Raw genomic sequence first — 12,591 nt, 5'->3', positions numbered from 1 at the left:
TCAGGTATGAAAATCACTTTTTTTTCATCACAGCCCTATGATCGTAGCTTCTTTGAAAAGTTCAATGATTCCACCGGTTTTGAACTACATTTTTTAGATGTTGCGCTCAACGAGCATACCGCTGTAATGGCAAAAAATGCAATAGCAGTTTGTGTATTTGTGAATGATCAAATAACAACTGCTGTGATTCAACAATTGGCCGAATTAGGTGTAAAAGTCATTGCTCTTCGTTGCGCAGGTTTTAATAATGTGGATCTGGTTAGTGCACGTGAAAATGGCATCCGGGTTTGTCGCGTACCGGCATATTCTCCGGAAGCAGTAGCCGAACATGCCGTTGCCATGATCCTCACGCTCAACCGCAAAACACATAAAGCATATAATCGGGTCAGAGAACAGAATTTTTCATTGAATGGATTATTGGGTTTTAATCTGCACGGAAAAACCATAGGGGTAGTAGGCACCGGTAATATCGGACAGGCATTTTGCATGATCATGCTTGGATTTGGTTGTCGGGTAAAAGCTTTCGATCTTATTGCGAATAAGGAAATGGAATCCCTTGGGGTTACTTATCACCCATTAATGGAAGTATTGAACTCGGATATCATCTCCCTTCATTGTCCACTGAATGAACAAACCCGACATTTGATACAAGATGATACCCTTACCTATGTAAAACCCGGTGCTATGCTGATCAATACCGGAAGGGGTGGTTTAATCGATACCAAATCGGTCATCAGAGCTTTAAAAAAAGGGCAAATTGGGGCTTTGGGTATTGATGTATATGAGCAGGAAGAAAAGTTGTTTTTCAGAGACTTATCTGCCAATATTATTCAGGACGACGATATCCAGCGACTCATGAGTTTTCCGAATGTATTGATCACCGCTCACCAGGCCTTTTTCACCGATGAAGCCTTATCACAAATTGCCATTACTACGTTAAATAATGTACTCCAATTAGTAAAAAATAGTAATTTGAAGGATCAGGCTGCGTTATTGGCTTAATTTTAGTCTATAATAGTATACCAAAGAAGAGGAATTATGAAGAAGCTCACAATACAATGGATCTTAACCATTTGCACGGTATTATTTGTCGTATCGTGTCAAAAAGAACTCAGCGTAGAAGGTGAAGGATTAAAGGGTGCAGCACAAGGTTCTCTTACCGATAGTTCAGGCAATTGTAAAGATGCAGATGTGCGTGGTGAATATGTGATTGATCAACCGCTCGGTGATAGCAATTATATCGTTATCAAAGTGAACTTCACATTGCAAGGAAAGTACAAGATTTATAGTGATACTGTAAACGGTATGTGGTTTATTGATTCAGGCTTTGCCCTCACTACCGGACCCACTACTGTTAAATTAAAAGGAAATGGCAAACCCATTCTTCCCAATCGAGCAGATTTTGTATTGACTTTTAATAATAGTTTTTGTGCATTCTCTGTAATCAGCAGTACCACAGGCGGTAGCGGCGGCGGAACCAGTAATGATTATTTCCCTACCACACTGAATTCTAACTGGACTTATGAATATCTTCCTAAATTGGGAACACTAGATACGTTCAGGGTTGTAGCAACAAATCAAACCATTTTTGCTGATAATAAAGTATTCAGACAATACAGCACCGATCCTTTAGGCGAAGCTTATTATTTCAGTAAAGACAATGCCGGTAATTATTATGCTTACAGCACTGTAGACTTTGATTACCTCTTTATTTTTGATTCTATTCCTTCCACATTCATCTCCTATCCATTCTTGAAGGATAATGTGGCACAGGGAACTTCTTGGGAAAGTCCGGAATACGGTAAAGTGAAAATTGGTAATGATGTCGGTATCAGTAAAGCGGTCTTTACCATCGTTGGCAAAGGCATTACCTATGCAATATTCGGAACTACGTATAATGATGTCATCAATGTGAAAAGGAGTATTCAATTTAAAAAAGATGGCACCAATACTTTCACTACCGTAATTGAAGGCAATACTTATTATGCAAAAGGTGTTGGTATGATCGATCAGGTGATTCCTACCTCTTCTACTACCAGTCAAGCAGTTAGTTTAAAAAGGAAACAAATATTCTAATACTTACTATAAATAAGAATGCCGCTGAAAACAGCGGCATTCTTATTTATAGCTATGACTATGTTGTAATCAAAATATCTGTGTCTTATCATTCACTACAGAATCTGTTTCTACAGTGGCATGTTTCTCTTCTTCCACTGTTTTAAAGAATTTCTTTTGAAAAATCAAGATCGCAATCACACCTGAAGAAATGGCTGCATCAGCAAGGTTGAATACGGGTCTGAAGAATTCAAAATCATCTCCTCCTACAAAAGGTATCCATGCCGGGTACTTTGCATTGGTAATGATGGGAAAGTAAAACATATCTACCACCTTACCATAAAATAAACCTGCATAACCACCTCCATCCGGAAATAGGGTTGCTACATTTTGTGTAAAGGGGTTGCTTTGTTCAAAAATCAATCCATAAAATAAACTATCGATCAAATTCCCCAATGCTCCGGCGTAAATCAATCCCGCGCAGATCATAAATCCGCGATGATATTTTTTCTTCAGAAAATCATGTAGTAAAAAAGTACCCCAAATCACCGCTACCAAACGAAACAAGGTAAGCGCTATTTTCCCGATACCCCCTCCAAATTTCCAGCCCCAAGCCATGCCTTCATTCTCTACAAAATGCAGGCGGAACCAGTTCCCTATCATATTGTGTTCTTCACCGGCATAATAAGTCAGTTTGATATAGAACTTCAGTGCCTGATCGGCAACGATAATGGCGAGTATCAAAAAAATCAAATGCTTCGCTTTCACTGCTAGTAGTTTTTATCTGGCAACAAAGATAGGGCTTGGGTTATTCCAAAAAGGTTAAAGACTTATTCTTCTACATAAACCCTTTTCACCCTTTGACTTACAGAGGTCATAATCTCATAGGGTATCGTTCCTGCTGCTTTTGCCAGTTCCTGAATGGGTATTTGCCTTCCAAATATTTCTACCTCATCTCCTTCTATAACACCGGGAATGTTGGTTACATCAATCATCGTCATATCCATGCAAACATTCCCAATAACAGGTGCTTTTTGACCATGAACCCATACTTGTCCTATTCCATTTCCAAAACGACGGCTGTATCCATCGGCATAACCTATACGAATAGTGGCTATCCGGCTTTCATGCTCAACGATTCCATTTCTGTTATATCCTACTGTTTCACCCGCAGGAACAGTACGAATCTGAGCAATCGTGGATTTTAAAGTAGCCACCGGTTGCAAAGCGAGTTGATGGGTATCTGCACTATCTACTCCATATAAACCTATACCCAAACGAACCATGTCGAACTGATAAGCAGGATGACGAAATATACCTGCTGAATTGGCGATATGACGAATAAAAGAATAATTCAAATGACTACTTAACGTTTGACAAGCTTCGATAAATCCATGCACCTGTTGTTCGGTAAAAGCATCCAATGAGGGGTTTTCACTGCCGGCCAGATGACTCAATACCGACTTAACGATCATGGTTCCTTTTTCCTTCAACGCTATGGCTAAATCATGTGCTTCTTTGATTTCAAAACCCAATCGGTTCATTCCTGTATTGAATTTGACATGTACAGGATAATGTTGAATTCCTTGATTTTGTAAAAACGTATGAAAAGACCGATAGATATTGAAGGAATAAATCTCAGGCTCCAAATCATATTGAACCATCGCATCAAATCCTGCCTCGTCTACATTCATCACCATGATGGGTAAACTGATACCCGCTTTTCGTAACTCTACACCCTCGTCAGCATAGGCCACTGCGAGATAATCGATCTTATGAAATTGTAATACCCGCGCTACCTCTGCAGAACCGCTTCCATAACTAAATGCTTTCACCATCGCCATGAGTTTGGTACTGGGTTGCAAAAAATGCTGATATGCTTTCAGGTTATGGATCATGGCAGTAAGATTCACTTCCATAACCGTTTGATGCACTTTCTGTTCTAACCACTGACTGATCCGTTCAAAAGAAAAGATACGTGCTCCTTTTAAGAGAATGTATTCATCCTTGAACTGATTCAAATTTGCCTGTTCTAAAAAATCAGCTGTTGAAGGGTAACAAATAATGGTGGGAATACTATCTGACGTTGTATGAACAGACTGTGGCAAAGCATGTACATATCTTGCTATCACCGGACCAATACCTACAAATTTTTGAACGCCTCTTCTACTCAGCTTTTCCAATACAATCTGATACAGGCGATCATCAGGAATACCACTTTGCAAAATATCGGAAAGTATAACGGTTGTTTTATTGTTGCCGGCTTGTTGCACTAAAAAATCAAGCGCCAGCTCTAATGAAGCGATATCATTACTGTAACTATCATTCAGTAAATAACAATTATTCACAGCTTTGATCAACTGCATACGCATGTCCACGGGCTGTAATAACAACATCCTCTCTTGAATCATTTCGAATGCATAGCCCTGTGCTAACATGGTTGCCCAGCAGGTAATGGCATTATCAATGGATATACGGTCTGTGAATGGTATCGTAATGTTGATGGTATTCTGTTGATACAAAGCCACGATCATTGTTGTATGATCTGTGCGCACTTCACTAATAATTTTTAAATCGGCAGCTTCATTTCTACTCCATGAGAAAAAGCGAATACCCTCTTTAAAGAGTGCTTTATCATGTGTATCCGGATAACAATGAGGAGCAATTCCATCGCGATAAAAAACCAACAGATCTGCTTCTTTGAATAGTTTCGCTTTCTCCAATGCTTTTTCTCTTTCACCGGGGAATCCTTCATTATGTGCTGTCCCTAAATTGGTCCAAATCCCAATAGTGGGCTGAATGATTTGCTGAAGCGTATCCATTTCGCCCGGTTCAGAAATACCAGCTTCAAAAATGGCAAGTGTGTGCATGGATTGTAATTGCCAAACACTTAAGGGAACTCCAATTTGTGAGTTATAACTACGCGGACTTCTTACAATCTGCAGATCTGCATTCAGTAATTGATAGAGCCATTCTTTAACAATGGTTTTACCATTGCTGCCGGTAATACCTATAACAGGTACATGAAATTGACTACGATGAAAAGCAGCTAATTGTTGTAAGGCTTTGAGTACATCTTTTACGATCAGAAATGAAGCATCCGGATAGCTAGCAACTTCATGAAAAGAGGTGTGTACAACAAAAGATCTTAATCCACGATCATACAACTCAGGAATAAATGCATGCCCGTCTCTTCGCGGACCACTGATTGCAAAGAATAAAGTAGTATCGGGAAATAAAAGTTTGCGACTATCGGTCAATAAATATTGTACCATTCTATTATCAGCAGGCGGTGCTTTGGCCTGAATAATGGTGGCGATATGTTGCAAAGAATAAATCAAGAAAAATGATTAATGATCAGATAGAACCATCATGCACATCCTGCGGTGTTCCTTTTTTACTCGCAAACATGGAGTAGAAAATAGAGCCGGAGATACAAAGTACAATCAATCCAAGAGAAATGAATACCTGGGTTGATTTATCCACCCACATATTGATATAATGTTCTCCCAGCATTTTGATACCGATGATCACGAGTACAATCGCAATACCTTGTTGTAAATAATCAAACTTAGAAACGGCACCTCTTAACAAAAAGAATAAGGAACGGAGTCCAAGTACAGCAAAAATATTCGATGTATAAATCACCAGTTTGTCTCTTGAAATACCCATCACAGCAGGAATAGAATCCAGCGCAAAAACAAGGTCAATAGAGGCAAGCAATACCACTACCACGAACAGTGTGGTATACAAAGGTTTACCATTTTCTCTTACCACATATTTACCATCTCCATCGTGAGGTGCCAGCGGTAAATAAGTTTTCAAAAAGCGATAGATCTTAGTGTCATGCGGCTCAAATTCTTTTTCTTCATTCGCCGTAAACATTTTATAACCGGTATACACCAGAAAAACACCAAATATGTAAAGCACCCAATGAAACTGTTCTACCAATGCCACACCAATGGTGATGAACAATACGCGGAAAACGATGGCCATCAAAATACCGATCAATAATACGCGCGAATAATACTTCTCTTTTACTTTGAAGGAGTTGAAAATAAGGATGAAGACAAAAATATTGTCAATACTTAAACTCCATTCCATGAGATAAGCACTCAAGTATTCTAAGGCAAGTTTTTGTCCTTCCTCTACCCACATAAACACAAAAAATCCCAATGCCAGCGATACCCAAAAGAATGTTTGCATTAATGCTTGCTTGATGGTGATCTGAGCATTTTTTTTACTCAATAATCCTAAGTCGAATACTAATGCGAGTATCAATACGATTCCGAAAACAAGATAAACGATCTGGTGAGTGGTCATGCGGGTAAATTATGGCGTAAAGATAGCGCCCAACCTCTTCAGAGCCTTTTTAAAGACCGTATTTCTTTTTTCTTCGCCATTGTATAATTCCCCCGGCAATAGCTAAGGCGAGTAAAGGGGTGACAATATTGATAAATTGCCAAGTGGTTTTTTGGGATGCAATCTTTTCTTTGTCCAAAAGCCTTAAAACAATGGTTTTATTCCTACTTTCAAACAAGCCATTATTGCTTACGAGATAATCGATACAATTCAAAAAGAATTCACGATTGGCAAAACGGTAGCCTTCAAATGGAAGTTCTCCCATGGGTAAGGGACCGGTGGTATTACTAAGTGCATTGGTTACGATATCAGCATCCGAAACCACAATCTGTTTTCCTTCTTTTAAGGCAGCTCGCTGAAAGGGCTTGCCGGTTGTACGTTCTACGGAATCCATCAAATCAACCCCCACTCTATTGGCAAAAAGCGATTGAAATTTACCCTCCAATAATACGGCTACAGGAACATAACTTCTGTTGAATGTAAAAAGATCTTCTTCACTTTTAACGCTATTGAGAGATACCAACGCTGGGGAAGAAATACTTCGGCTATTCGTATCTGAAGCCAATAAAATAGTCTTTTGTATACCCGGTGCTTTCACCGTATCAATACTGGATGGGAAAATGGGCAGTACCCGATCCAGATTTTTGGAAATAGGATTGTCTGTTTTTGATGATAGAAAAGGATAATAAGGCCATGGTACTCTTTGCATATTGGGAGAACCATCCGGATTTCTACCGACTACGATCGGGATTTTAGAGCAATTCAAATCTTGCAGCAGATCACCATTGATGCGTACTCCATATTTGAATAGTAGATCATCAATATCCAGTCCACGATCGTAGGCTGTATATTCTGCCTGGCTTCTCATCAAGCTATCTAATTCAGCATGGAGTTTATCGATAAACCAAATGATTTTACCGCCGTTCATGACATATTGATCCAGCTTCAGTTTATCTTCTTCTGTAAAAACACTGGTGGGTTTTACAATCACCAAAGCATCTATGATGGTGGGATCAGGATATCCTTGTTTCAGATCGAATACAGCCAAGCGGTAATCATTTCTCAAACTCTCACCAAGATCATTAATTTTCATATCGATGGGCTCACCATTACCCACGAGATAGGCAATGGTTGGAATGTATTCACGCGTCAGCTTATCAATAGCATTGGCAAATTTGTACTCCAATAAAGCCTCTGCTGCATTACGTGTAGCTTCTTTGTCTTCCAGTGGCTCTACATCATTCACTACATTATATTGTTTGAATACCCGTCTGCTACTTCTCAGGTCAATGGCAATAGGCTTCCGATTACCATACTTCACCAATGCGGATGGAATGATGAGTTGAGAGGTAGATTCATCTGTATTGGTAACTTCTGTTCTTTCAAACACAACACCTAAACGAGCCAAGCTATCATACAAAATGGCCTTAGCAGTATCATTGCTAATATCTTCTCCGGGCTTTTCAAATTTTACACGAACGAGATTACCGGAAAGCGATGAAAATTCTTCGAGTAATTCCTTTGTTGCAACAGATAATTTTTTATAATCAGCAGGAAGATTACCTGTCAAGAATACATCAATTTCAATGACTGAGTCTACATTAGTTAATAGTTGCTTGGTTGCATTTGTAAGGCTGTATCTTTTATCTTCAGTAAGATCCGCACGCATTCCAATATTAGCTGTTAGGTAAATGATTGCTACCAGTAAGATCGTCGAAAACAACACACCATATTTATATTCAGATAGTTTTTGCATACACTTACATTAGCGTTTTAGCAGATTTCTTTGTGTGATGGTTAAGAAAAAATAAATAAGCCACCCGAAATAAACAATATCACTAACACGAATCACACCTCTACTAATACTTCTATAATGAAAACTGATCCCTAACATTTCAAGATAATAATCCAATCCACCACTGAATACAGAGAGTTTACTAATGGCTTCAAATCCATTGTATAGTAAAAAACAAACAAATGCACCTGCAATAAATGCAACAACAGTATTGGATGTAAAGCTACTGGTACAAATGCCTATTGCCGTGAATACAGCACCTAATAATAACAATCCGATATAACTGCCTGCCGTAGCTCCCATGTCAATACCTCCGGTAACACTGAGTTGTTGAACTGATACGGCATACATCAATGTAGGTATGACTGCACAGAAGGCAATAAGTATTGCGCCAAAAAATTTACCCCATACTAGTTGTGCGGGTGTAAGAGGCAAAGTTCTGAGCAACTCAAAACTCCCTGATTTGAATTCGTCTGCAAAACTGCGCATGGTAATGGTAGGAATCATGAGTAACAGCATCCATGGTGCCAGATTAAAAAAACCGGATAAACTGGCATAGCCAAATTCAAGGATACTAGTCTCCGGGAAGACGAACAACATTAATCCGTTCACCAATAAGAATACGGCCAGAGCGATATATCCGGTAAGGCTGTTAAAAAATTGTTGCCATTCTTTTTTGCAGATCATCCACATGGTGTCAAAACTAATTGTTCTCTGCCATACAGCTACCGATCATGGATATTTTATGTGTTCTTTATGGAATTGATAGATCACAGCATCCTATGAAAAAGAACTACTATGAAACTACGCATTGCATTATTGCTGCTGGGTTTGTTGGGAATAGGCATACTAGCCCAGAGTCAGCAAGAGCCTCCAAAGCCAAAGAAACCGGAAGCTCCGCCTAAAGTTTTAGATGGGAAAGATGCTATTCCCGTAACGGTATGGAGTAATAAAAAATCTAAAGTTCCTACCCCACCACCCCCGCCGGCACCTCCTAAGGTAAACCCACCAAAAGTGGTAAAGCAGCCCGGCAAACCTGCGCCGCCACCCCCGCCACCTAAACCGGAAAAGGCAAAAATTGAACAAGATTGAAAGGGGTATATATAATAAAAAAGCCCGAAGGGATTACCTTCGGGCTTAACCAATTATGTCATTTGTTATGTGTTCTACACCGCAAAACTCTCACCACAACCACAACTTCTGCTGGCATTGGGATTGTTGAAATAAAATCCTTTGCCATTCAATCCATCAGAAAAATCCAATTCTGTGTTTACCAGGTATAAAAAGCTTTTCAGATCCGTCACTACTTTTACACCATTGTCTTCAAATACCTGATCCATCGGTTTGATCTCATTATCGAAATCAAGTTTGTAGCTGAGTCCTGAACAACCTCCACCCACTACACCTACACGCAGAAAGTAAGAAGCATCACCAGCCACCCCTGCCTCATCCATCAGTTGCTGTACTTTCTTTTTTGCTTTATCGCTTACGTAGATACTGTTTTCTGTTGCTACCATTGGCTTATAGTTAATGGTTCATGGCTAATAGTGTTTTACATATCAGCCATATACAATTAATGAACTCCTTTTTCTTCGAATACCAGTTCTTCTAAACCGTTCTTTTTACGGTAGTCATTGATCGCTGCTTTGATTGCATCTTCTGCTAATACTGAGCAGTGAATTTTCACTGGAGGAAGATTCAATTCTTCTACCAGATCCATATTATCAATAGCTACTGCTTGGTCTACAGTTTTGCCTTTCAGCCATTCCGTAGCTAGTGAAGAAGAGGCGATAGCTGAACCGCAACCAAAGGTTTTGAATTTGGCATCGGTAATAACTCCGGTCGTGTCATCTACTTCAATCTGTAAACGCATCACGTCACCACATTCCGGCGCACCAACTAGTCCTGTACCTACGTTCTTCTTTGCTTTATCAAGAGTACCTACATTTTTGGGGTTGTTGTAATGGTCGATTACTTTTTCTGAATATGCCATGGTTGAAGAAAATTTAAAAATTAAACAATTTGAAAAATCAATTTGAAAATAGTGTTGAAGAATTCTTCTCCATTTTCAAATTTTCATCCGCCTTAGGCGGACAAATTATCAATGATGCGCCCACTCAATCGAATTCAAGTCTATTCCTTCTTTGAACATTTCCCAAAGTGGACTCATTTCACGCAATTTAATCACAGTGTCACTGACTGCTTTAATGGTATAGTCGATCTGTTCTTCTGTCGTAAATCTACCCAAACCAAAACGAAGTGAACTATGTGCTAAGTCATCACCCAAGCCCAATGCCTTCAATACATAGCTAGGTTCAAGTGATGCAGAAGTACAAGCTGAGCCTGATGACAAAGCAATATTTTTATTGAAACCCATCATCAAACCTTCTCCTTCCACATATTTGAAAGAGATGTTAGATACGTGTGGCAGTCGATGTTCACGGCTACCATTTACATAGGCTTCTTCCAGTTGCATCAATGCATTTTCCAATTTATCGCGCAGCTTGCTCAATCTGGCTGCATCATCCGCCATCTCTAAACGAGCCAGTTCACAGGCTTTACCAAAACCTACGATACCCGGTACATTCAAAGTGCCGCTACGCATGCCTCTTTCATGTCCGCCACCATCCATTTGCGCGGTTACTTTCACACGCGGATTTTTTCTGCGAACATACAGTGCGCCCACTCCTTTCGGACCGTACATTTTGTGTCCGGTGAAAGCCATAATATCAATGCCATCTTTATTTACATCCACAGGTATTTTACCCACTGCCTGGGTTCCATCAGTAAAGAATAATACACCATGTTTACGAGCAATGGCACTGATTTCTTTTACAGGTTGAACAACACCAATTTCATTGTTTGCATACATGATAGCAATCAAAATAGTGGTTGGCTTGATGGCCGCTTCCAATTGCTTCAGATCAATCAACCCTTCTGGATTTACTTCCAGATAAGTTACTTCACCACCCTGACGCTCAATATGCTTACAAGTATCTAATACAGCTTTATGCTCAGTAGTGCAGGTGATGATATGATTACCCTTGCTGGCATACATTTCAAACACCCCTTTGATTCCCAGGTTATCACCTTCGGTAGCACCTGAGGTAAAGATGATCTCTTTAGGGTCAGCGCCAATCAATTTGGCTACTTGTTCACGAGCATAGTCAACTGCTTCTTCTGCCTGCCAACCAAAAGAGTGGTTACGGCTGGCTGCATTACCAAAGTGCTCGGTAAAATAAGGTATCATCGCTTCCAACACACGCGGGTCCATGGGTGTGGTGGCATTGTTGTCAAGGTAAATCGGTAGTTTCAACATAATCCTCAGAAATTTGCTTGCTTATTAACACAAAAATACGTCAATAGGTTTATACTTGCGGAACTGAAAAGCCCGCCCGATGGCTTTTTTTCACAAATCGAAAGCCCTGTATTAAAACTAATAGTTATGTTAAAAGTTGAGCATATCGGATTGGCTGTGAAGAGTTTTGAGCAATCCATCCCTTTATTCGAGCAATTACTGTCTACCCCATGCTATAAAACCGAAATGGTGGCTTCTGAAAAAGTGAATACTGCTTTTTTCCAGGTAGGCGAAACCAAAATAGAACTACTGGAAAGTACTGATCCGGAGGGCGTGATTGCGAAGTTTATCGAAAAAAAGGGGGAAGGCATGCATCATATTGCTTTTGAAGTAGCTGATATTGAAGCAGAAATGAAACGTCTATCCGATCTAGGCTTCCAACTGCTGAACCCCGTGCCCAAACAAGGTGCCGACAATAAACTGGTCTGCTTCCTCCATCCCAAGGGAACGAATGGGGTGTTGATTGAATTGTGTCAGGAGGTGATTGAAACAGAGAAATAAGGAATAAAAAATCATTATTGTCCGACTAAATTTATTGTAAATTCTTTGTAAACTGCAGCGGGTCGTCAATTTGAAAGATTTTAATAATATCCTTAAATACGGGGGAGTTCCCCCATATTTTTTATGGTGAAAAGTTAATGCTTTGACCATTAGCTTTTCGCCAGGCTTTATAAGTGTCTTTTATAAAGTATAACAGTTCTACGTAGCTCATCAAATGCAGCCTGATAACTGTGATCATGTTGCTAAATGACTTTTTAGTTGTTGCTTTTTTTCTGATTACTACCATTAAAAGTTGCGCCATTAGTACACAGTATATCTGTGTTTTGATGGCATTAGAACTTTCTCCCCAAAAATACCGCAATGGGAAGTTTTGTTTGATCTGCTTGAAGAGCAGTTCTATCATCCATCGGTTTTTATAAATAGTCGCAATCTGGTTGGGTTGAAGTGTAAAATTATTTGTCAGGAACGTATATATCTTACCATCTTCCGCTCTAAAAATGATCCGCCTGAGCTTTAATCG

Annotated in this window: 13 protein-coding genes; 4 read left to right on the top strand and 9 right to left on the bottom strand. The window is 39.6% G+C overall.

From position 1 onward, the window contains the following. Positions 1-6 precede the first annotated feature (6 nt). Together ACTIEV_RS09595 and ACTIEV_RS09590 are read left to right on the top strand one after the other, a co-directional pair. Positions 7-1,002 carry a 2-hydroxyacid dehydrogenase gene (locus ACTIEV_RS09595; protein ID WP_322196178.1) on the top strand — a complete coding sequence of 332 codons (996 nt, stop codon included), beginning with the start codon at positions 7-9 and terminating at the stop codon, positions 1,000-1,002. Positions 1,003-1,038: 36 nt separating this feature from the next. After that, positions 1,039-2,076: a hypothetical protein gene (locus ACTIEV_RS09590; RefSeq protein ID WP_322196179.1), complete on the top strand. Its 1,038-nt coding sequence runs from the start codon at positions 1,039-1,041 to the stop codon at positions 2,074-2,076. A 69-nt stretch (positions 2,077-2,145) separates the two neighbouring features. Here ACTIEV_RS09590 and ACTIEV_RS09585 read toward each other — a convergent pair whose 3' ends face one another. From ACTIEV_RS09585 to ACTIEV_RS09565, 5 genes are all read right to left on the bottom strand, one after another. Continuing rightward, positions 2,146-2,823, bottom strand: coding sequence for a lipoprotein signal peptidase (locus ACTIEV_RS09585; RefSeq protein WP_322196180.1), 678 nt, complete (start codon positions 2,821-2,823; stop codon positions 2,146-2,148). A gap of 62 nt (positions 2,824-2,885) precedes the next feature. Continuing rightward, a complete protein-coding gene (locus tag ACTIEV_RS09580; protein ID WP_322196181.1) occupies positions 2,886-5,396 on the bottom strand; it encodes a bifunctional UDP-N-acetylmuramoyl-tripeptide:D-alanyl-D-alanine ligase/alanine racemase in 2,511 nt (836 codons plus the stop codon). A 16-nt stretch (positions 5,397-5,412) separates the two neighbouring features. Next, the gene (locus tag ACTIEV_RS09575) at positions 5,413-6,378 is read right to left on the bottom strand and encodes a TerC/Alx family metal homeostasis membrane protein (protein WP_322196182.1); all 966 of its coding nucleotides are present in this window, start codon (positions 6,376-6,378) and stop codon (positions 5,413-5,415) included. Positions 6,379-6,427: 49 nt separating this feature from the next. Beyond that, entirely contained in the window at positions 6,428-8,173 is a 1,746-nt protein-coding gene (gldG, locus tag ACTIEV_RS09570; RefSeq protein WP_322196183.1) for a gliding motility-associated ABC transporter substrate-binding protein GldG, read from the bottom strand. Positions 8,174-8,182: 9 nt separating this feature from the next. Then, positions 8,183-8,905, bottom strand: coding sequence for an ABC transporter permease subunit (locus ACTIEV_RS09565; protein ID WP_322196184.1), 723 nt, complete (start codon positions 8,903-8,905; stop codon positions 8,183-8,185). A gap of 105 nt (positions 8,906-9,010) precedes the next feature. Here ACTIEV_RS09565 and ACTIEV_RS09560 point away from each other — a divergent pair, with 105 nt between their 5' ends. Beyond that, entirely contained in the window at positions 9,011-9,304 is a 294-nt protein-coding gene (locus ACTIEV_RS09560) for a hypothetical protein (protein ID WP_322196185.1), read from the top strand. 74 nt (positions 9,305-9,378) lie between these two features. On the opposite strand, the gene ACTIEV_RS09555 is transcribed toward ACTIEV_RS09560, so the two are convergent. The 3 genes from ACTIEV_RS09555 to ACTIEV_RS09545 form a co-directional block, all read right to left on the bottom strand. Beyond that, positions 9,379-9,729: a HesB/IscA family protein gene (locus ACTIEV_RS09555; protein ID WP_178888168.1), complete on the bottom strand. Its 351-nt coding sequence runs from the start codon at positions 9,727-9,729 to the stop codon at positions 9,379-9,381. A 56-nt stretch (positions 9,730-9,785) separates the two neighbouring features. Next, positions 9,786-10,205, bottom strand: a complete 420-nt coding sequence (gene iscU / locus ACTIEV_RS09550) for a Fe-S cluster assembly scaffold IscU (protein WP_250686491.1) — start codon at positions 10,203-10,205, stop codon at positions 9,786-9,788. Between the two features lie 108 nt (positions 10,206-10,313). Beyond that, positions 10,314-11,531 (bottom strand): IscS subfamily cysteine desulfurase, encoded by a 1,218-nt coding sequence (locus tag ACTIEV_RS09545; RefSeq protein WP_322196186.1) that lies wholly within the window; start codon positions 11,529-11,531, stop codon positions 10,314-10,316. A 126-nt stretch (positions 11,532-11,657) separates the two neighbouring features. Between ACTIEV_RS09545 and mce the strand changes: the two genes are divergently transcribed. After that, positions 11,658-12,071, top strand: coding sequence for a methylmalonyl-CoA epimerase (gene mce / locus ACTIEV_RS09540; protein WP_322196187.1), 414 nt, complete (start codon positions 11,658-11,660; stop codon positions 12,069-12,071). 121 nt (positions 12,072-12,192) lie between these two features. Here mce and ACTIEV_RS09535 read toward each other — a convergent pair. Continuing rightward, positions 12,193-12,591, bottom strand: a 399-nt coding sequence (locus tag ACTIEV_RS09535) for a transposase (RefSeq protein ID WP_439516396.1), incomplete at its 5' end; no start/stop codon positions are given.

Source organism: Sediminibacterium sp., assembly GCF_051861365.1.
GTDB lineage: Bacteria > Bacteroidota > Bacteroidia > Chitinophagales > Chitinophagaceae > Sediminibacterium.
Note: the sequence above shows the minus strand (reverse complement) of the source record. Positions and strands in the feature narration are given on the sequence as shown.